We start from the raw sequence: 20,152 nt of genomic DNA on the forward strand, positions 1-20,152 counted from the left end.
GCCTTTCGGGCTATGGGGGAGTTGTCGACCGACGACAACGCCGCAGATGCGCGTGCCCAGCCCCGCGACGCCGCCCCCCATGTGCCGGTCGGTCTAAGCTTGACGGCTGTGTCGTCCTCCACCGCCGTGCCGGGGCAGAGCCCCATAGCCGAAACGGCCCCGCTGTCCCTGTGCGCGCTCGAACCGCACGTTCCCGCCGACCGACTGGTCGCCGAGATGGTGCCGCCGCCGCGTTTCGACTCCGTGCGTTTCGATACGTATGTCCCGGACCCGGGCCGGCCGAGCCAGACCGAGGCGGTCGAGGTCCTGAGCGGCTTCGCGGCCGGGCTCGGCGGCGCGCATGCCACCGGCTCCGGCAAGAACAAGAGAGCGCGAAGCGCGTCCTCGGAGGGGTGGTGGCGGGCTACGGGTGGGCGGTTCAGCAGGAAGCCGTCGGCGCCCGCGTCCCCCCTCGGGGTCTATCTCGACGGCGGCTACGGCGTCGGCAAGACCCATCTGCTGGCCTCCCTCTGGCACGCCACGCCCGCCGCGCCCTCGCTGAAGGCGTTCGGCACGTTCGTCGAGCTGACGAACCTGGTCGGCGCGCTGGGCTTCCAGCAGACCGTGCGGACGCTGAGCGGGCACCGGCTGCTGTGCATCGACGAATTCGAGCTGGACGACCCGGGCGACACCGTCCTGGTGTCGTCGCTGCTCAGCAGGCTCGTCGAGGCGGGGGTCGCGCTCGCCGCCACCTCCAACACGCTGCCCGGCAAGCTCGGCGAGGGCCGGTTCGCCGCCGCCGACTTCCTGCGGGAGATCCAGGGGCTGTCCGCGCACTTCCGTCCGCTGCGGATCGACGGCGAGGACTACCGCCACCGCGGGCTGCCCGAGGCCCCCGCGCCGTACTCCGACGAACAGGTCACCCGGGCCGCGTACGCCACCGAGGGCGCCAGCCTGGACGACTTCCCCTCGCTCCTCGACCATCTCGCCCGGGTCCATCCGAGCCGCTACGGGGCGCTGACGGACGGCCTGCGGGCGGTCTGCCTGACCGAGGTCCAGCCGGTGCCGGACCAGTCGACCGCGCTGCGGCTCGTCGTCCTCGCCGACCGGCTGTACGACCGTGAGGTCCCGGTGCTCGCCTCCGGGGTCCCGTTCGACAGGCTGTTCAGCGAGGAGATGCTGAACGGCGGGTACCGGAAGAAGTATTTCCGGGCGATCTCCCGGCTGACGGCTCTGGCGCGCGACGCGAAGGGCCTGGTGGCGCAGTAGGTTCGGGGCACAGCACCCTTCGGGGGCGTACCACCCGAGGTGTCCTGCGGGGCGCCTCGTTCCTCCCGTAGCAACCGCGCACACCGTTTGAAGGGATCCAGCATGGCTACCACGCGTCAGGCGCACACGGTCTGGGAAGGCAACCTGATCCAGGGCAAGGGCGTCGTCACCTTCGACTCCTCGGGCATCGGCGATTACGAGGTCTCCTGGCCCTCGCGCGCGGAGAAGGCGAACGGCAGGACGAGCCCCGAGGAGCTCATCGCGGCGGCCCACTCCAGCTGCTTCTCGATGGCGCTGTCCAACGGTCTGGCCACGGCCGGTACCCCGCCGACCCGGCTGAACACCCGGGCCGAGGTCACCTTCCAGCCCGGTACCGGCATCACCGGTATTCACCTCACCGTCCAGGGCGAGGTGCCGGGACTCGACGAGGCGGGCTTCGTCAAGGCCGCCGAGGACGCCAAGGCGAACTGCCCGGTCAGCCAGGCACTGACGGGTACGACGATCACGCTCGCCGCGTCCCTGGCCTGACCCCACGGGCCCCCGTGGGGCCGTGACACGCACGAGGCACGGTGACCCGCATGGTTTCCGCGCGACGATACGCGTGGTACACACATGCGGGTCACTTCTCCTGTCCGCCAGCAGGGAGTTGCCTCATGTCATCAACAGCAGCACGACACCTCGCGACACGACGACAGGTCCTGGCCGGCAGCGGCGCGGCCGTTGCCTCGATCGCCTTCGCCGGGGCGTTCTCCGAACTCTTCGCGGGTACCGCCGCCGCCCGGGGACACAGCGGCTACGGCCCGCTGGTGCCCGACCCCGACGGGCTCCTCGACCTCCCGAAGGGCTTCCGCTACCGGGTCCTTTCCCGGGAGGGCGACCCACTGCGCTCCGGCGAGGGCCAGGTTCCCAGCAACCACGACGGGATGGCCGCCTTCGCGGGCCGGCACGGTCACGTCCGTCTGGTGCGCAACCACGAGAACCGCGTCACCGCCAGGATCCCGGTCCCGGCCGTCGAGGGCCTCACCTACGACCCGATGGGCAAGGGCGGCTGCACCGCCCTGGAACTGGACGGCCGCAACAACGTCCTGGGCGAACGCGTCGCCATCGCCGGTACCGCGGTGAACTGCGCGGGCGGCCGCACCCCTTGGAACACCTGGCTGACCTGCGAGGAGACCGAGGACCGGGCCGGTACCAACGGCTACACCAAGGACCACGGCTTCGTCTTCGAGGTGGACGGCGCCGATCCGCGCCGTACCGGCGCCGTGCCGCTCACCGCGATGGGCCGCTTCCAGCACGAGGCGATCGCGATCGACCCGAAGAGCGGGATCGTGTACGAGACGGAGGACGCGTTCGACAAGCCGTTCGGGCTCTTCTACCGCTTCCTGCCGAACAAGCCGCTCGGCGGGACGGGCTCGCTGCGGGCGGGCGGTCATCTGGAGGCGATGCGGGTGCCGGGCGTCCCCGACCTCTCCGTGGTCCAGGAGACCGGCGCGAGCTTCGAGGGCGTCGAGTGGGTGCCCGTACCGGATCCGCAGGCGGCCGTGACCCCGATCCGGTTCCAGGACTTCGGCCCGAAGGGCATCACGCACGCGCAGAAGCTGGAGGGCTGTTACTGGGGCGGGTCCGCGGTCTACTTCGTCTCCAGCTTCGCGCACAGCTCGCAGGGTTCGGCGGCCGACCACTACGGCCAGGTGTGGCGGTACGAGCCGAAGCGGCGCCGCCTCACGCTGGTGATCGTCTTCGGTCCGGGAACGGACGTCCAACTGCCCGGCGAATCCCCGGACAACATCTGTCTGGCCTCCGACGGCGGGCTGATGGTGTGCGAGGACGGCGACGGCGCCCAGCACGTGTTCGGTCTGACGCGGGGCGGCGAGGTGTACGCGATGGCGCGGGGCCGCCAGAACATCGGGACGCCCCAGGAGCCCGCGTGGGGCGAGTTCGCCGGGGTCACGTTCGCTCCGGACGGCGGGACGATGTTCGTCAACTGCTACACGCCGGGGACGACGTTCGCGGTGACGGGGCCGTGGCGCTGACGCGCTGACGCGCGCGTGGGGGGCGGGCCGTTGTCGCCCGCCCCCCGCGCGCCGCCCGGGGCGAGATCTCCCATCAGTTGGTGAACGCCCCGTCCGCCGTGCGCAGATGAGGCCGTTCGGCGGCAGTGGCCCGGTATTACGGCCCGCTGTCACCCGACCGCCCGGCTGCCGCGCCCGCTGCCCGGACGTACCTCGCCGGTGGACACCACGGCCGCGCGACGACTCCTCGGCTTCACCGCGGAGCATCTGCTGGACGGCCCGAGTGAATCCGGGAGCGACTTCGATGCGCAGGAGCGCCGCACACATCCCTTCATCGGATAGTCCGATACTTTCCGTGAGTGATCAACTCTGCACGAAAATTTACGGCTCTGACTGTTCTGGGTACGGTGCTCGGCAGTCTCGCCGGCTGTGGGAGCGGCGGAACGTCCTCCGGCGACCACCCCTCGGCCGGAGGGCGGACCCCCACTGCCGTCCGTGCCCCCTCGGCATCGTCGTCCGTGGGCGCGACCCCCACCACGACCGAGCAGCCGCCCACACTGGCCCCGGCCCCGGACGGACTGACGCCGGTCTTCGCACACGGGGCACGGACGGGCGAGAAAGTGGTGGCGCTGACCTTCGACGCCGACATGACGGCCGACGAGGGCCGACGCGCGGCTGCGGGTGAGCACTTCGACAACCCCGAACTGATCGCGCTGCTGCGCCGGTTGAAGGTGCCCGCGACGGTGTTCATGACGGGGCGGTGGGCCGATGAGTACCCGGCACAGGCCCGGTCCATCGGCGCCGATCCGCTCTTCGAGGTCGCCAACCACTCGTACAGCCACTACGCCTTCGCGTCCCCCTGCTACGGGCTGCCGACCGTGGCGAAGGGCGACATGCGCGGTGATGTGGAACGGGCCTTCGCCGCGTTCCGGAAGGCCGGTGTGCGCAATGTGGTGCCGTACTTCCGCTTCCCCGGCGGCTGCTACGACGACGCGGTGCGGCGCGCGCTCGCGCCCGAGCGGGTCACGGCGGTGCAGTGGGACGTGGTCAGCGGCGACGCGTTCGCGACGAACGCGGACGCGGTGGCGCAGCAGGTGCTGGACGGGGTGCGTCCCGGCTCCCTGGTCGTCATGCACTGCACCCGCAGCGCGGCGCCGGTCACGGACCGGGCGGTGGGTCAGGTGGTCCCGGAGCTGCGCAGGCGCGGGTACCGCTTCGTGAAGGTCTCCGACCTGATGCGCGGCTGACCGGGCGTCGTCAGCCCGAGCACGCCGAGCGCTGGGCCTCCTGCCATTCACAGACCGGGCAGAGCGTGATGCCCTTGACGGACTCGGGGTACTCGGTCGGCTTGCGGCACAGGACGCACTCGGCGTACGGAGGTCCCGCGGCGGGCTCCGCCCCGGCGGATGCGGGGGCGGCGGCGGGCGCCCCGCAGTACGACTCGTCCTTGCGCTCGTCCATGCGCAGGAGCCTACTCAGCCGCGCAGCGAAGTGAGTCTGCAGGTGAACGCGACCGCCGCCGCCGCGAGGGCGGTGGCCGCGAGCAGCGGCAGGACCGGCAGGTGCACCGTGCCGGTCCGCGAGCCGGTGACCAGCTCCGTCACGGCGTGATGCGCCGGCGAACCGCTGGTCACCAGGGCCAGCAGGGCGGCGGTCACGGTGGCGAGGACGGACCACCCGCGCCGGTTCAGCACCGGCCGGGTGCAGAGCGCGCCGACCACTGCCCCCAGCAGCACGCAGCAGGCGGCGGCGAGCAGACCGGCGAGCCCGGCGGCCGGTGGCGGCACCCGGACGGCGTTGTCGGTGCTGGCCGGCTTGCTGATCAGCACGACGAGCAGGGTGCCGGCCGCGCCCAGCAGCCCGGCGCACCCGAGCGCCGCGAGCAGCGCCGCCAGATGGACCCGCGCCGCCCCCACCGCCGCCGCGGCGACGGTCCGGGCGGCGGGCGGCTCCTGACCGGCGCAGAGCTGGACGAGCCAGGCGGTGACAGGCAGGAGCCCCGCGGCGGCGTACCCGAGCGAGTCGAGAACCGGCTGCCCCGACTGCACGCCGATTCCGAGGAAGGCCGCGTACAGCAGTACGGGCGCGAGCCAGCGCTGGGAGCGGACGAGCAGGTCCGCCTGGTAGCGGAGGAGCGCGGTCATGGTGCCTCTCGGGTCGGACGGCCACCCGGCTCGGGGGTGGTGGCAGCAGGATCCGGGGCGGACGTCAGTCGCCGGACGTGCCAGGGCGGGCGCGCGGTGAGCAGGGCGAGCAGCAGCGCGTCGGAGTGCGTCGCCGCGACGGTGAGACGTACGCCCCCGTCGGACATGGGCGTGCGCTCGGGTGCGCCCGGCAGGTCCGTGGGGAGTGCGGCATCCCGGGGGCCCGTCACGTCGATCCGTACGCGCGGGCCCTGCTCCGCGGCCGGTACGACGGGGACGGCGAAGAGCCCGTGCGCCTCGACCCGGAACACGGTGTCGACCGCCCCGGCGAGCCGACGCGGATCGTGGTCGACGAAGACGACGGTGGAGCCCGCCGCGACCCGTTCGGCCACCGCCCGGTCCAGTTCGTCACGTGCCTCGGCGTCCAGGCCGGTCCATGCCTCGTCCAGGACCAGCAGCTCCGGTTCGGCGAGGAACGCCTGGGCGACGGCGACCTTCTGGCTGGTGCCCTTGGAGAGTTCCGCGAGAGGTGTGCGGGCGTGGTCGGCCGCTCCGAAGCGGACGAGCCACGACTGCGCCCGCGCCGCCGCCTGCGCAGTCCGCAGGCCATGGATCCGGCCGAGGTGCACGAGGTACCCGGCCGCGGTGAACGGCATTGCGGCCGGGAATCGTTCGGGGACGTACGCGGTCCGGGGTCTGCGGCCGGAGATCCGCCCCTCCGTCGGGGTGTCGATCCCGGCGAGCAGCCGTAACAGCGTGGACTTGCCGGTGCCGTTGGCGCCCTCGATCCGGACCAGGCCGTGCGGCGGCAGGTCGAGGTCGACCCCGCGCAGCACCCATGGCCCGCCCCGGCCGTACCGGCGGCCGACCCCACTCAGTCTCAGTTCGCTGATGCCTTCTCCTGCTTGAGCTCGCTGGGCCGTACGATCACGAAGCCCTCACCGTCCAGCCGCAGCTGGACGGCCTCTCCCGATCCGCCGCGCATCATCGAGCCGAAGCTCTGCGAGCGGTGCAGCGACGTGGTCAGACTGGCGCTCCAGCCGACCACCGCGTCCGTGTCGACGCACACCGGCTGCTGGGGCGTGACGGGTATCACGATGGGGTGGCCCTCACACATCAACCCGAGCTTGCCGTACCCGGTGAAGACGCTGTTGAAGATGCCGCCGCCGGTCATTCCGGCGCCCTTCACGGTCTTGATCTCGTAGGAGAGCGTGGCGTCGAAGCAGAGCACGTTCCGGCCGTTGATGGTGAGGACGTCGCCCTGTTCCATCTCCACGATGAAACAGTTCGCGGCCTCGTGCGCGAACCATGCCTCGCCCTGGCCGCGGACCGCCATCAGCGGCAGCCCCTCACCGGTGACGGCGCGCTTGAGCAGCCCGCCGATGCCCTGCCCCTTGCGCTCGAACTGCAGATCACCGCGGAACGCGATCATCGATCCCTGGCGGGCGTGCATCTCACCGTTGACGGCGTACTTGATGGATTTGGCGTTCTGCAGGGTCATCCCGGGGGCTGTCGCCTGCTGCGCCAGGTTCTCGCTGGAAAAGAGATCGCTCTTCATGCGCTGCATCCTCACCCGGAGCGATTCATTCCGCCAAGAAGCGTTTCCTCGGCGGCTGGCAGACTGGACCGGGTGAGCGACAACAACACCCCCGCACTCCCCTCCGAATCCCCCGCCACGTCCCTGCCGGAGTCCGGCACCGCTGTGGCGGACAGCCCGTTCAGGTCCGGGCGGACGAGCCGCGACGAGGCCCCGCAGTACGTGCTGCCGCTGGTCGTGCACATCGAGAAGACGACTCCCCCGGCGCGCAACGACGCGCTGCGGACCGCCGCCCGCGCGGTGCTCGTGATGCTCTCCGACGAGCGGTCGGCCGGCGAGGGCGAGTGGGCGCGGGCGATGCGGGACTGGCAGGACGCCCGGATCCGCAAGGTGGTGCGTCGGGCGCGCGGCGCGGAGTGGCGCAGGGCGTCCGCGCTGCCCGGCCTCACGGTCACGGGCGAGAGCGCCGAGGTCCGGGTCTTCCCGCCGGTGCCCCTCGACGGCTGGCCGAAGGAACTGGCGAAGCTCCAGGTGTCGGGGACGGATCTGGACGACCCCGAGCCACCGGCCGCTCCCGACCTCGCGGGCCCGGTGCTCTGGCTCAATCCGGAGCTGGAGATGTCCGCCGGCAAGGCGATGGCACAGGCCGGGCACGGCGCACAGCTCGCCTGGTGGGAGCTGTCGGAGACGGAGCGCAAGGCGTGGCGCGAGGCGGGCTTCCCGCTGTCCGTCGCCACCCCCGGGGCGGGCCGCTGGCGGGAGCTCACGATGAGCGGGCTCCCGGTCGTGCGCGACGCCGGATTCACCGAGATCGCGCCCGGGTCGTGCACGGTGGTCGCCGACCATCCCGCGCTGCGGGGGTGAGCGGGGAGGGGAGGACGGGTCCGGTCGCCCTCCCGCCCCTCCGCCGTTCCGTGCCCCGGTCGCCCCGGGCACGGAACCTCAAATGAAGCTCTGAACGTCCCCCTGTTCGGATTGACCACTGCTCGCCGGGGCCATCAGCCCTGCATCGAGTGGAGGAGGGGGACGGCATGAAGCTGGGAATCGGTATCGGCTGGCGGCCGGAGATCGCGGACGTGATCGAGGCACTGCCGGGGATCGACTGGGTGGAGACGGTCGCGGAGAACATCTGCACCGGTCATCTGCCCGACTCCCTGGTACGGCTCAGGGAGCGCGGTGTCACCGTCGTCCCGCACGGCGTCGCGCTGGGGCTCGGCGGGGCCGAGCGCCCCGACGCCGGCCGGCTCGCGGATCTCGCGGCCCGCGCCGAACTGCTCGGCACTCCGCTGGTCACCGAGCACATCGCGTTCGTACGGGCCGGGGGGCCGCGCACCGCTTCACCGGGACTGGAAGCGGGCCATCTGCTGCCCGTCCCCCGGACCTGGGACGCACTGGACGTGCTGTGCGAGAACGTACGGATCGCGCAGGACGCGCTGCCGGTACCGCTGGCACTGGAGAACATCGCGGCGCTGATCTCCTGGCCCGACGAGGAGCTGACGGAGGGGCAGTTCCTGGCGGAACTGGTCGAGCGCACCGGCGTCCGGCTGCTGATCGACGTCGCCAATCTGCACACCAACCACGTCAACCGCGGGGAGGACCCGGCCACCGCGCTCGACGAACTGCCGGTGGAGGCCATCGCGTACGTGCATGTGGCGGGGGGCGTCGAGAAGGACGGCGTCTGGCACGACACCCACGCCCACCCGGTCACCCGGCCCGTCCTCGACGTCCTCGCCGAACTCCGCTCCCGGGTCGACCCGCCCGGTGTGCTGCTGGAGCGGGACGACGACTTCCCGCCCGCCGCGGAGCTGGCGGACGAACTCACCACGATCCGCGCCACGCTGGACCGGGCGGCCGCCCGCAGCATCCCGGCCCCGTCCGCCGGAGGGGGCGCGAGCCGGCCCGCCCCGGGCGCCGAGGAGTCCTCGCACCCCGACTCGGCGCGCGACCGGGTCGCGGTCGCCCAGACCGCTCTGCTCTCCGCCCTCGTCGCGGGCACGCCCGCCCCGCACGGCTTCGACCACCACCGTCTCGGGATCCAGAGCCGTGCCCTGGCCGCCAAGCGGGCCGGGGTGGTCGCCAAGGTGGCCCCCGAACTGCCGGAGATCCTGGGCACCGGGTACCGGGACGCGTTCCTCGCGTACGCCAGGACCCGTCCCATGTCCGCCGGATACCGGCGCGACGCACTGGACTTCGCCGAGGATCTGCTGATCGCCGGCCGGCCCGCCGACGACGCGGCACGGCGCCGGCTGACGTACTGGTGGCAGGACCGGGCCGGCGCGCGACCGCCGCGCCGCACCACCCGGCTGGTACGTGCGGCCCGCGCGGCCCTGGTCGGAAGGTGACCAGGGGATGACCGGCACGAACACGCTCGCGCTGCTGGTGGACCTCGCCGTAGCCGTCTCCTGCGTCCTCCTGGTCGTGGGACTCGTCCGTGCCCGCGGCGGGTCCGGCGGCTCCGTCCACGATCTCCTCGAAGTCGCCTTCCTGAACGGGGGGCCGGGCAGGGTCGTGGACACCACGCTCACCGCGATGCACACGGACGGACGGCTCACCGTCGGCGGCCCCGGCATCGTCGCCGTCCAGCAGGTGGACGCCCGTGACCCGGTCGAGCGCGCGGTGCTCCAGACGCATGCCACCGCTCCCAGCGGCGCCCTGCACACCCTGCGCGACGCGGTGATGCGGCACCCCGCGGTGCAGGAGATCGGCGACGGCCTCGCGGCCCGCGGGCTGCTGGCTTCGCCCACCACGACCCGCGTGTGGCGCCGCTGGGGCGTCGTACAGGGCCTGGTCTGTCTGCTGGCCATCCCGCTCACCGTCGTGGTGACGGCCGTGCAGTTCATGGCCGACGACTCGCCCGAGGTCGATTTCTCCGTACCCTTCGCCTTCAAGGTTCTCCCGGCCCTGATCATCGGCTTCCCGATCGGCTTCGCCTGCGCGGCCGTCGCCCGGGGGCGCGTCACCGGACCGGGGCGGCGGGCGGCCGGGGTGTACCGCGCCGCCCACGCGTACAACCCGCAGCCGGCCCACCTGGTGGCCACACTCGGACTGCGCGCCCTCCCCGATCCCGTACTGCGGACACAGCTGATCGCGGCGGCCGGGATGCGCCCGGCCGGACGGTCTCGGCTCACGGGCCCGGGTTCGGGCTCGCACGCGTCGTCGGACTCCTCGATGCTGTTCGCCGCACCGGTGGTCTGGTGCGCCGGTACCAGCCTCGGCAACGGCAGCTGCGGGAGTTCCGGCGACGGAGGCAGCGGCGGCGGGAGTGGTGGCGGGTGCGGTTCGGGGGCGAGCTGCGCCTCGGGGTCCGGCTGCGGCGGATCGAGCGGCTCCGGTTGTTCCGGCAGCAGCGGTTCCAGCTGCGGTGGCGGTTCCAGCTGCGGTGGCGGGGGTTCCAGCTGCGGCAGCGGTTCCTGAGCGCATGCGGTGCCCCGCGCCTTCGCCCGCGGCGCCGCACCGTCCGCATGATGAACAGGCCGACCGGCTCGTCGCCACGGGGCCGGCCGTCCCCGGCGGCGTCGGGACCGATGTCGCGGCCGCGGTCCGCGCGGTGCAAAGAGCGGCTCTGCTGGTGGTCGCGATGGGCGCTGCCGCACTGCTGATGCCCGGTCAGGAGGAGTGCTCCGGCGGCCGGGTGGTATCCATGCCCGTCCGGTTCGGGCTGCCGCTCGCGCCGACCCCGGGATGTCTGGCCATCGCCCGGATGGAGGTCCATCCGTACAGCTCCTGGGCCTTGCCCGCCGGCCGACGGCTGCTGGCCACGAACGAGACCTCGGTGTCGGACGCCGGCCACGACGTCCTGGCGGCGATGGCCCTACGGGGCGTCCGCGCCGTGCACGATCCGGCACTGCGTGCCGCGCTCGGCGCCAGGCGTCCCTCCGGCCGGGCATCGCCCGGCCGTCCGGGAAGCCGGCGAAGCGGAGCCGTACTCCGCGTGCTTGTCCGTGGGTTCCGGGGTCGCCGCAGGCCGGTGCCTGCGGCGAACCCGGATCCGAACCCGGTGTCGCTGGAACGACGGGCAGCGCGGAACGCGCCGGCGCCCGCCGTCTGATCTTCCGGGCTGGGGTGGTCGGAGCCCGCTCGCTACGCGAGCCCGGCCACCAGGTCTGCGACCGACTTCCTGCGTCCCGTGTAGAACGGAACCTCCTCACGGACGTGCATCCGGGCCTCGGAGGCCCGCAGGTGGCGCATCAGGTCGACGATCCGGTACAGCTCGTCGGCCTCGAAGGCGAGGATCCACTCGTAGTCGCCGAGCGAGAAGGAGGCGACGGTGTTGGCCCGGACGTCGGGGTAGCCGCGGGCCATCTTGCCGTGGTCCGCGAGCATGCGGCGGCGGTCCTCGTCGGGCAGCAGGTACCAGTCGTAGGAACGCACGAAGGGGTAGACGCTGATGTAGTTGCGCGGCGTCTCGTCGGCCAGGAACGCCGGGATGTGCGACTTGTTGAACTCGGCGGGGCGGTGCAGCGCCATGTTCGACCAGACCGGCTCCAGCGCCAGGCCCAGCTTGGTGCGCCGGAAGAGGTTGTACGCCTCCTGCAGCTCGTCAGCGGTCTCGGCGTGCCACCAGATCATGACGTCGGCGTCGGCACGCAGGCCGGAGACGTCGTAGGTGCCTCGGACGGTGATGTCCTTCGCGGCGAGCTGGTCGAACAGCTCCTGGACCTCTTCCGCGTAACCGGCACGGTCCGCGGGCAGGACGTCGCGGAGCTTGAAGACGGACCACAGCGTGTAGCGGATGACCTCGTTGAGGTCCTTGGCCTTCTTGCCGGCGTTGGGGATCTTCTCGGGCGCACTCATACGGCTATTGTCCCGCCTCGCTCCGAGTGCCCTGAACCAGGGTCGACGTGGCGATGATCTCTTCCCCGGGACCGCCCGAGATGTCGCGGACGATCTCGTCGGCGGCACGGTGGGCGCTGGCGATGCACGCCGGGATGCCGACGCCGTCGTAGACCGCTCCGCAGACCCGCAGCGCGGGCAGCTTGGCGACCTCGTCGCGGATCCGGGCGACCCGGGAGAGGTGGCCCACGGGGTACTGGGGCAGTCCGCCTATCCACCGGGTGACCTCGGTGTCCACGGGCTTCGCGGTCAGTCCGGTCGCCGCAGCGAGGTCGCGCAGCGACACATCGACCAGTTCGCCGTCCTCACGGTGCAGGTGGTCCTCCTCGCCGTACCGGCCGACGGAGGTGCGCAGGACGAACAGGTCGGGCGCGCCGTCGGCGACCCAGTTCCACTTGTGGGTGGAGAAGGTGGAGGCCTTGATGGTGCGACCGTCCACCGGGGGCACGAGGAAGCCGGAGCGCCCGTGGAGTGCGTCGGTGGCGGCTACGTCGGAGCGGCGGAACGCCATGGTGACGAGGGCCATCGACGCGTACTCGACACCGGCGAGCTCGGCGGAGGCGGCCGGGGACTCGGCGGCGAGCAGGGTGGAGGCGGACCATGCGGGCGCGGCCAGCACGATGCCGTCGGCGGTGATCACCCGGGCGTCCGTGCGGACGTCCCAGCCGTCGGCGGTACGGGTCAGGCCGAGGACGGGGGTGGCGGTCAGGATCTCCCCGCCCGCCGCGCGCACGGCGTCGGCGACCGCGGACGGCAGGGTGCCGATGCCGCCGTCGATGCCCTGGAACACCGGTCCGGTCTGCTGCCGGGCGGCGGCCCGTTCCTGGACGCGCCGGACACCGTCGAGCAGTGAACCGCCCTCCCGTGCCACCTCGAAGAGCTGGGGCACGGCGGCGCGCATCGAGATCCGGTAGGCGTCGCCCGCGTACACCCCGCCGAGCAGCGGCTCCACGAGCCGGTCGACGACCTCGCGGCCCAGCCGGTCGGCGACGTACGCACCGACCGCGACATCGTCGCCGACGGGGGTCGGGGTGAGGTCGCGCTCCTGCGCGATGCGGGCGAGGCCCTCCGGGGAGAGCACCGCGCCGAGCGCCGCCGGGTCGCTCGGTACGCCCATCACATGGCCCTTGGGCATGGGCCGCAGGGCGTCGCGCGTCCAGACCGATGCGGTGGCGGTGGCGGGTGGCCGGAGGCGGTCGCCGAGCCCGACGGCGCGCGCCAGGGCGACCGCTTCCGGGCGCCGGGCGAGCATCGACTCGGCACCCAGGTCGACCCGGGTCCCCGCGATCTCACCGGTCATGAGCTTGCCGCCGAGCCGGCCGGTGGCCTCCAGGAGGGTGACCCGCAGCCCGGCCCCGAGGAGCCGGTGGGCGGCGGCGAGCCCGGCGATGCCGCCGCCGATGACGACGACATGACCCGTACCTGTGTCCGCGCGGTTGTGTGAACGCTGCATGCCCCCACTCTCTCAAACCTCATCCGAGTCCTGAACGTGACCGCTTCGAAACCGGTATCGGGCAACCCGCACCCCTGCCCCGCACGTCGAACCGGCATCATCAACCACCCGTCCCGGGAGAGCAGTTATGCAGACAGACCGGCATTCCGGCCGTTCATCCGTCCGTCGTTCACGCACGGTCCTGGCCGCCGGGCTCCTGGCCGGGCTCCTCGCTCTCAGCGGCTGCGGCGCCGGGGGCGGCGCGAGCGATTCGGGTTCCGGCGACAGCAAGAGGGCGGTCTCCGCGGGCGAGCGCAGCGCCGCGGACACCGCGGACGGAAAGGCGGCACAGGGCCCGCAGGAGGCGGGCGGTTCGCCCGCGCAGCGGAAGAAGTCCGATGCCCTGCCCGTCGGCACCCATGTCATCCGTACCGCCTCGCTCTCGGTGGAGGTGAAGAGCGTGCCGAGGGCCGCGGCGGCCGCCCGCTCGGTCGCGGAGAGCGCGGGCGGTCTGGTGGCGGGCGAGGAGACCGAGCGGGTCGACGACACGCATGAAATGTCACATATCGTGCTGCGTGTCCCGCAGGGCGAGTACGACGCGGTCCTGCGGGATCTCGCGGGTACCGGGAAGCTGCTCTCGCGCAAGTCGTCCGCGAAGGACGTCACCGACGAGGTGGTCGACGTGGAGAGCCGGATCGCCACCCAGCGGGCGAGCGTGGCACGGGTGCGCAAGCTGATGGACCGGGCCGAGAAGCTCACCGACGTGGTCGCGCTGGAAGGGGAACTGAGCAGCCGTCAGGCGTCCTTGGAGTCGTTGCTCGCCCAGCAGGCGTCGTTGAAGGACCGCACCACGCTGGCCACGATCACCCTCGACCTGTCCGAGCCGGAGACGGCGACGAAGGACAGTGACGACGACCCCGGCTTCCTGGACGCGCTCGGCGGCGGCTGGCACGCGTTCGTCACCATGCTGCGGTGGCTCGCGATGGCGGTCGGTGCCGCGGCCCCGTTCCTGGCGGCGGTCGCCGTTCTCCTGCTGCTGTGGCGGCTGCTGCGGAACCGGTCGGCCGCACACCGTGCGCCGCGTGCGGCCGAGCCGACCGAGCCGACGTCCGCGCCCCCGGCGTCGTAGCGTGGTCCCTTCGGACTCGATGTCGAAGGGACCAGGTATGACGGCGGAGCGACTGGTGGTCATCGGCGGTGACGCGGCGGGCATGTCCGCCGCGTCCCAGGCCCGCAGGCTCAAGGGCCCCGACGAACTGGCCGTCGTCGTCTTCGAGCGCGGCCACTTCACCTCGTACTCCGCCTGCGGCATCCCGTACTGGGTCGGCGGCGATGTCGCGGAGCGGGACGACCTCATCGCCCGTACACCGCAGGAGCACCGGGCCCGCGACATCGACCTGCGGATGCGCACCGAGGTCACGGAGATCGATGTCGCCGGACACCGGGTCCGGGCGCTGGACCTGGAGACCGGCGAGACGTACTGGACGGCCTTCGACAAGCTGGTGATTGCGACCGGCGCCCGGCCGGTGCGTCCGGCGCTGCCCGGCATGGACGCGCCCGGGGTGCACGGAGTGCAGACGTTGGACGACGGGCAGGCGCTGCTGGATTCGCTGGACCTGGCACCGGGACGCAGACGAGCGGTCGTCGTCGGAGCGGGCTACATCGGCGTCGAGATGGCGGAGGCGATGCTGAAGCGCGGCTTCGAGGTGACCGTGCTCAACCGCGGCGAGCAGCCGATGGCCACGCTCGACCCCGACATGGGGCGGCTGGTCCACGAGGCGATGGACGGCCTGGGCATCACCACGGTCAACGGGGCCGAGGTCACCGCGATCCGCACCGGACCGGACGGCCGGGTCGACGCGGTCGTCACCGGCGACGGTTCCTGCCCGGCGGACGTGGTGGTGCTCGGCATCGGCGTGGAACCGGAGACGACGCTGGCGCGCGCCGTCGGCCTCCCGCTGGGCCCGCACGGCGGTCTGCTCACCGATCTGTCGATGCGGGTGGTCGGGCACGACAACATCTGGGCGGGCGGCGACTGCGTCGAGGTTCTCGACCTGGTGGCGGGCCGCACCCGTCATATCGCGCTCGGCACCCACGCCAACAAGCACGGCCAGATCATCGGGGCCAACGTGGGCGGCGGGTACGGGACGTTCCCCGGTGTGGTGGGCACCGCGGTGAGCAAGGTGTGCGATCTGGAGATCGCCCGCACCGGGCTGCGCGAGAAGGACGCCCGCGCGGTGGGGCTGCGCTTCGTCACGGCGACCATCGAGTCGACGGGCCGGGCGGGCTACTACCCGGGGGCGCGGCCCATGACGGTGAAGATGCTCGCCGAGTACCGCACGGGGCGGCTGCTGGGTGTGCAGATCGTGGGCCGGGAAGGGGCGGCCAAGCGCGTGGACATCGCGGCCGTGGCGCTCACCGCCGGGATGACGGTGGACCGGATGACCGCCCTGGATCTGGGCTATGCCCCGCCGTTCTCCCCGGTCTGGGACCCGATCCTGGTGGCGGCCCGCAAGGCGGTCACAGCGGTGCGCAGGGCGGGCACGGCCTGAGAGCCTGTCGGGTGACCTCCGGCCGGGCGGTCACCCGACAGGCTCTGAGTCGCGGTGCCCGCCCCGCGTCGCTCAGTGCGCGGTGCGCTCGTGCACGTACTCCACGAGCCGCGTCAGGGCGTCCGGGTCCATCGACGGCATCACGCCGTGGCCCAGGTTGAAGACGTGCCCCTCCAGGCCGGCGGCCGCGTCCAGCACCTCCTGCGCCTTCTCCTCCACCGTGGCCGTCGGTGCGAACAGCACGGCGGGGTCGAGGTTGCCCTGGAGCGCCTTGCCGGGACCGACCCGGCGCGCGGCCTCGTCCAGCGGGACCCGCCAGTCGACGCCGACGACGTCCGCGCCGGCCTCGCCCATCGGCCCGAGGAGTTCACCGGTGCCGACACCGAAGTGGATGCGCGGGACCTCGTACGCGGCGACGGCCTCGAAGACCTTCGCCGAGGCGGGCAGCACCGAACGCCGGTAGTCGGCGGGGGACAGCGCGCCCACCCAGGAGTCGAAGAGCTGGACGGCCGAGACGCCCGCCTCGATCTGCACCTTGAGGAAGGCGCCGGTGATCTCGGCGAGCCGGTCGAGGAGATCCGCCCAGAGCTGCGGGTCGCCGTACATCAGGGCCTTGGTGTGCTCGTGGTTGCGCGACGGGCCGCCCTCCACGAGGTAGCTCGCGAGGGTGAAGGGCGCGCCCGCGAAGCCGATCAGGGGGGTGGCGCCCAGTTCCGCGGTGAGCAGGCCGACGGCCTCGGTGACGTAGCCGACGTCCTCGGGGGTGAGGTCGCGCAGCCGGGCCAGATCGGCGCGGGTGCGGATCGGGTCGGCGATGACCGGACCGACGCCGGGCTTGATGTCGAGGTCGATACCGATGGCCTTGAGCGGTACGACGATGTCGCTGAAGTAGATCGCGGCGTCGACCTTGTGGCGGCGCACGGGCTGCATCGTGATCTCCGCGACGAGCTCCGGCATCATGCAGGAGTCGAGCATCGGGATGCCCTCGCGAACCTTGAGGTACTCCGGAAGCGAACGTCCGGCCTGGCGCATGAACCAGACCGGCGTGTGCGGCACCGGCTCGCGGCGGCAAGCCTTCAGGAACGCCGACTCATGGGTGGCGGATGTCTTCGTCTGCTGGCCCATGGGGCGATCGTTGGCACTCACACCCAGAATCTTCGCACGAAGCCGCAAGCCGCCGGGCCCGCCCGGGTGTCCCTCCCTGCGCGAGGCTCCGGTTCCGCCTACTCTTCCCCGCATGGCTCCGGCTCAGGGACAGTTCTCCGATCAATCCGATGGCGCTGACAGCAAGGACAGCGCGGAGGGTGGTTCCGTCCCGCCCGCTTTCCGGTCGGCGGTGGACGCGTTGCACTCGGCGCGGCTCCGCCCGGAGCTGGAGGTGGAGTCGACACAGCCGCCCAAGCGGCTCGCTCCGTACGCGTACGCCCTGGAGGCCGCGGTCGTGGAGGGCGAGGACGATCTCGCGGACGGCCGTCTCGTGCTGCTCCATGACCCGGCCGGGCACGAGGCCTGGCAGGGAACCTTCCGCCTGGTGACTCTCGTACGGGCCGAGCTGGAGCCGGAGATGGCTTCCGATCCCCTGCTGCCGGAGGTGTGCTGGTCGTGGCTGACCGGCGCGCTGGAGGCTCGCGGCCTGTCGTACGGGGAGGCCGGCGGCACGGTGACGCGGGCGGGGTCGCACTACTTCGGCACGCTGGCCACGAGGCGTCCGGCGACGCAGATCGAGATCCGGGCGTCATGGACACCGCGCGAGGGCCGCGGCGGGGTGCCGGACGCGGCGGCGCATCTGATGGCATGGGGCGATCTGCTGTGCCAGATCGCCGGGCTGCCTCCGTCGGGTCCCGCCGACGCGGCGGTGGTGACGCTCCCCCAGCGGCGCGGCCCCCAGGTCTCCTGAAGTCTCACCCCCGAAGGCCGGTAACACTGCGTGACTTAAAACGCGGCGCTACCGGCATTTTTTTCGTACAATCGATCGCATGTCCGATTTGCCCTAATTATTACTCAGCAAATCGTGATCTTCCCCTAAAGGAGGACGGGTCTGCTGCCGAAGAGGTCAATGACCCTTCAAGCACGGTTCGCCCCGGCTTCATCCCCGAGCCGGCCCGTCCCGCCACTCCCCAGGAGGCCTGGTGTCCGTTCTCCTAGAGCAGCCCGCAAGCCTGGTCGCCTACCGCCCGAACAAGCCGACGGCCATGGTCGTCGTGGCCGACCCGCGCGTCCGTTCCACCGTCACCCGCCATCTGTGGGCACTCGGAGTACGTGACGTCATCGAGGCGTCGTCCATCGCGGAGGCCCGTCCCCGCGTCGGCAATCCACGCGACATCTGCGTAGCCGACGTCCACCTGCCCGACGGTTCCGGGCTGACCCTCTTGTCCGAGACCCGAGCCGCCGGCTGGCCGAACGGCCTCGCCCTTTCCGCCGCCGACGACATCGGCGCCGTACGCAACGCCCTCGCGGGCGGCGTGAAGGGCTACGTCGTCACCGGCACCCGAACCAACATCGGCCACCCCACCCGTCCCGGCGTCGCCCCCATCGGCGCCAATGCCGCCCGTATGCACCGCCGGCCCCCCGGCACCCCGAGCCACCCGGGCGGTTATCGCGAACTGTCCGGCCGCGAGGTCGAGGTCCTCCGGCTGGTCGCCGAGGGCCAGTCGAACAAGGCCATCGGCGTCTCCATGGGCCTGTCCGCCCTGACCGTCAAGAGCCACCTCGCCCGAATCGCCCGCAAGCTCGGCACCGGAGACCGTGCCGGAATGGTCGCCGTCGCCCTGCGAACGGGCATCATCCACTGACCCTCGCTCCCAGGCAGGTCCGCGCGGCCTCACGGACCGGCTGGTTTACATGCATCGGCGCCCGTCGACGGAACGTTCCGTCGACGGGCGCCGCACTTACACGGATACCCTTGACACGTGACCGACGCCCAAGAGACCGCAGCAGACACTTCACTGCGAACCACCGGGGGCGCTCCCCCGGACGACGTCGCCCCGGCGCCGATCCCCTTGCTCGAACCGCGCGAGGGCATTCCCCCGGTGGTGGCCTCCGACGACGCCCTCGCCCGGGTGATCGCGGCCTTCGCCGCGGGCTCCGGACCGGTGGCCGTCGACGCGGAGCGCGCCTCCGGCTACCGCTACGGCCAGCGTGCCTACCTCGTGCAGCTGCGCCGCGACGGCGCGGGCAGCGCACTGATCGACCCGGTCGGCTGCCCCGACCTGTCGGGGCTCGGAGAGGTCCTGCACGGCAGCGAGTGGATCCTGCACGCCGCCACCCAGGACCTGCCCTGTCTGCGCGAGATAGGGATGACCCCCAGCGGACTCTTCGACACGGAGCTGGCCGGGCGCCTCGCCGGCTTCCCGCGCGTGGGCCTCGGGGCCATGGTCGAGAACGTGCTCGGCTACTCCCTGGAGAAGGGCCATTCCGCCGTCGACTGGTCCACCCGCCCGCTGCCCGACCCGTGGCTGCGTTACGCGGCGCTCGATGTCGAGCTGCTGATCGATCTGCGCAACGCCCTGGAGGACGAGCTCGACCGGCAGGGCAAGCTGGAGTGGGCGCGGGAGGAGTTCGACGCGATCGCCTCGGCACCGCCCGCTCCCCCGCGCAAGGACCCGTGGCGCCGCACCTCCGGCATGCACAAGGTCCGCCGCCGCCGTCAGATGGCGGTGGTACGGGAGCTGTGGACCGCCCGCGACGAGATCGCGCGGCGCCGGGACGTCTCCCCCGGCAAGGTCCTGGGCGATGCCGCGATCGTCGAGGCCGCGCTCGCGCTTCCGCCGAACGTCCACGCGCTCACCGCCCTGCCCGGATTCGGCCACCGCATGGGGCGGCGGCAGCTGGAGCAGTGGCAGGCGGCCGTCGACCGGGCCAAGGCGCTGCCGGACTCGGAACTCCCCCAGCCCGGCCAGACCGTCGCCGGTCCGCCGCCGCCCCGCGCCTGGGCCGACAAGGACCCGGCGGCCGCGGCCCGGCTCTCGGCCGCCCGCACCGCCGTGTCGGAGCTCGCCGAGCGACTGCACATGCCGCAGGAGAACCTCATCACCCCGGACACGGTGCGCCGGGTCTGCTGGGAGCCGCCCAGGAACCCGACCCCGGACGCCATCGAGACGGCGCTCACCGGGTACGGGGCGCGACGCTGGCAGATCGAACACGTGGCCCCGCTCCTGTACCGCGCGCTGACGTCGGCGGCCTGACGCTGAACCCGCCCCCGTGGACGGCACCTGCTTCTCCTGGGGAGCGGCGGGGATCAGGGCACCCAGCCCACGCCCCAACCCTCTTCGAGCTCGCCGACGAGGGTCGTATTCACGCCAGGTTGCGCGGCCCCGGCCGCACCGCGTCCTTGATCGCCGGACGGGCTCTTCTTCCGCCCTGTCCGGCGATTGCCGTTCACGGCACCGTCGACA

At 72.4% G+C, this 20,152-nt stretch carries 21 protein-coding genes; 14 read left to right on the forward strand and 7 right to left on the reverse strand.

Annotation, left to right across the window (positions count from 1 at the left end):
* Window positions 1-108: 108 nt before the first annotated feature.
* The 5 genes from zapE to ACIQCZ_RS34120 all read left to right on the forward strand — a co-directional run bounded on the left by zapE (window position 109) and on the right by ACIQCZ_RS34120 (window position 4,507).
* Complete coding sequence (zapE, locus tag ACIQCZ_RS34100) at window positions 109-1,248, forward strand: cell division protein ZapE (protein WP_402288381.1); 1,140 nt, start codon at window positions 109-111, stop codon at window positions 1,246-1,248.
* A 102-nt stretch (window positions 1,249-1,350) separates the two neighbouring features.
* Complete coding sequence (locus ACIQCZ_RS34105; RefSeq protein ID WP_402288384.1) at window positions 1,351-1,776, forward strand: OsmC family protein; 426 nt, start codon at window positions 1,351-1,353, stop codon at window positions 1,774-1,776.
* Window positions 1,777-1,901: 125 nt separating this feature from the next.
* A complete protein-coding gene (locus tag ACIQCZ_RS34110) occupies window positions 1,902-3,281 on the forward strand; it encodes an alkaline phosphatase PhoX (protein WP_402288386.1) in 1,380 nt (459 codons plus the stop codon).
* A 198-nt stretch (window positions 3,282-3,479) separates the two neighbouring features.
* Window positions 3,480-3,602: a hypothetical protein gene (locus ACIQCZ_RS34115; RefSeq protein ID WP_402288389.1), complete on the forward strand. Its 123-nt coding sequence runs from the start codon at window positions 3,480-3,482 to the stop codon at window positions 3,600-3,602.
* Between the two features lie 17 nt (window positions 3,603-3,619).
* Entirely contained in the window at window positions 3,620-4,507 is an 888-nt protein-coding gene (locus ACIQCZ_RS34120; RefSeq protein ID WP_402288392.1) for a polysaccharide deacetylase family protein, read from the forward strand.
* Between the two features lie 10 nt (window positions 4,508-4,517).
* Here ACIQCZ_RS34120 and ACIQCZ_RS34125 read toward each other — a convergent pair whose 3' ends face one another.
* The 4 genes from ACIQCZ_RS34125 to ACIQCZ_RS34140 are packed head-to-tail and all read right to left on the reverse strand — an operon-like array spanning window position 4,518 to window position 6,962.
* Window positions 4,518-4,721 carry a hypothetical protein gene (locus ACIQCZ_RS34125; protein WP_402288394.1) on the reverse strand — a complete coding sequence of 68 codons (204 nt, stop codon included), beginning with the start codon at window positions 4,719-4,721 and terminating at the stop codon, window positions 4,518-4,520.
* 14 nt (window positions 4,722-4,735) lie between these two features.
* Window positions 4,736-5,404 (reverse strand): ABC transporter, encoded by a 669-nt coding sequence (locus tag ACIQCZ_RS34130; RefSeq protein ID WP_402288396.1) that lies wholly within the window; start codon window positions 5,402-5,404, stop codon window positions 4,736-4,738.
* Window positions 5,401-6,240, reverse strand: a complete 840-nt coding sequence (locus tag ACIQCZ_RS34135) for an ATP-binding cassette domain-containing protein (RefSeq protein ID WP_402288398.1) — start codon at window positions 6,238-6,240, stop codon at window positions 5,401-5,403. Before ACIQCZ_RS34135 ends, ACIQCZ_RS34130 begins: the two co-directional genes overlap by 4 nt.
* A gap of 44 nt (window positions 6,241-6,284) precedes the next feature.
* A complete protein-coding gene (locus ACIQCZ_RS34140; RefSeq protein ID WP_402288399.1) occupies window positions 6,285-6,962 on the reverse strand; it encodes an AIM24 family protein in 678 nt (225 codons plus the stop codon).
* 123 nt (window positions 6,963-7,085) lie between these two features.
* Between ACIQCZ_RS34140 and ACIQCZ_RS34145 the strand changes: the two genes are divergently transcribed.
* The 4 genes from ACIQCZ_RS34145 (at window position 7,086) to ACIQCZ_RS34160 (ending at window position 10,989) form a co-directional block, all read left to right on the forward strand.
* Window positions 7,086-7,805: a peptidyl-tRNA hydrolase gene (locus tag ACIQCZ_RS34145; RefSeq protein WP_402288565.1), complete on the forward strand. Its 720-nt coding sequence runs from the start codon at window positions 7,086-7,088 to the stop codon at window positions 7,803-7,805.
* 167 nt (window positions 7,806-7,972) lie between these two features.
* Entirely contained in the window at window positions 7,973-9,283 is a 1,311-nt protein-coding gene (locus ACIQCZ_RS34150; protein ID WP_402288401.1) for a DUF692 family multinuclear iron-containing protein, read from the forward strand.
* Window positions 9,284-9,290: 7 nt separating this feature from the next.
* The gene (locus tag ACIQCZ_RS34155) at window positions 9,291-10,355 is read left to right on the forward strand and encodes a TIGR04222 domain-containing membrane protein (protein WP_402288404.1); all 1,065 of its coding nucleotides are present in this window, start codon (window positions 9,291-9,293) and stop codon (window positions 10,353-10,355) included.
* Between the two features lie 4 nt (window positions 10,356-10,359).
* Window positions 10,360-10,989 (forward strand): hypothetical protein, encoded by a 630-nt coding sequence (locus ACIQCZ_RS34160; protein ID WP_402288406.1) that lies wholly within the window; start codon window positions 10,360-10,362, stop codon window positions 10,987-10,989.
* A gap of 32 nt (window positions 10,990-11,021) precedes the next feature.
* Here the strand turns inward: ACIQCZ_RS34160 and hemQ are convergent, their stop codons facing one another.
* Complete coding sequence (gene hemQ / locus ACIQCZ_RS34165; RefSeq protein ID WP_376212256.1) at window positions 11,022-11,735, reverse strand: hydrogen peroxide-dependent heme synthase; 714 nt, start codon at window positions 11,733-11,735, stop codon at window positions 11,022-11,024.
* A gap of 4 nt (window positions 11,736-11,739) precedes the next feature.
* On the reverse strand, window positions 11,740-13,227 hold the full coding sequence (hemG, locus tag ACIQCZ_RS34170) for a protoporphyrinogen oxidase (protein WP_402288408.1): 1,488 nt from the start codon (window positions 13,225-13,227) through the stop codon (window positions 11,740-11,742).
* Between the two features lie 127 nt (window positions 13,228-13,354).
* On the opposite strand from hemG, the gene ACIQCZ_RS34175 reads away from it, so the two are divergent.
* Both ACIQCZ_RS34175 and ACIQCZ_RS34180 read left to right on the forward strand, forming a co-directional pair.
* On the forward strand, window positions 13,355-14,335 hold the full coding sequence (locus ACIQCZ_RS34175) for a DUF4349 domain-containing protein (protein WP_402288410.1): 981 nt from the start codon (window positions 13,355-13,357) through the stop codon (window positions 14,333-14,335).
* Window positions 14,336-14,372: 37 nt separating this feature from the next.
* Entirely contained in the window at window positions 14,373-15,758 is a 1,386-nt protein-coding gene (locus ACIQCZ_RS34180) for an FAD-dependent oxidoreductase (RefSeq protein WP_402288412.1), read from the forward strand.
* A 72-nt stretch (window positions 15,759-15,830) separates the two neighbouring features.
* Here the strand turns inward: ACIQCZ_RS34180 and hemE are convergent, their stop codons facing one another.
* Complete coding sequence (gene hemE / locus ACIQCZ_RS34185) at window positions 15,831-16,904, reverse strand: uroporphyrinogen decarboxylase (protein WP_402288414.1); 1,074 nt, start codon at window positions 16,902-16,904, stop codon at window positions 15,831-15,833.
* Window positions 16,905-16,995: 91 nt separating this feature from the next.
* On the opposite strand from hemE, the gene ACIQCZ_RS34190 reads away from it, so the two are divergent.
* From ACIQCZ_RS34190 to ACIQCZ_RS34200, 3 genes are all read left to right on the forward strand, one after another.
* Complete coding sequence (locus ACIQCZ_RS34190; protein ID WP_402288416.1) at window positions 16,996-17,655, forward strand: DUF3000 domain-containing protein; 660 nt, start codon at window positions 16,996-16,998, stop codon at window positions 17,653-17,655.
* Window positions 17,656-17,887: 232 nt separating this feature from the next.
* Window positions 17,888-18,550 carry a response regulator transcription factor gene (locus tag ACIQCZ_RS34195; protein ID WP_024488613.1) on the forward strand — a complete coding sequence of 221 codons (663 nt, stop codon included), beginning with the start codon at window positions 17,888-17,890 and terminating at the stop codon, window positions 18,548-18,550.
* Between the two features lie 117 nt (window positions 18,551-18,667).
* Entirely contained in the window at window positions 18,668-19,942 is a 1,275-nt protein-coding gene (locus tag ACIQCZ_RS34200) for an HRDC domain-containing protein (RefSeq protein ID WP_402288419.1), read from the forward strand.
* Window positions 19,943-20,152: the final 210 nt, after the last annotated feature.

It is taken from the genome of Streptomyces sp. NPDC093149 (assembly GCF_044754145.1).
Classification (GTDB): Bacteria; Actinomycetota; Actinomycetes; order Streptomycetales; family Streptomycetaceae; genus Streptomyces.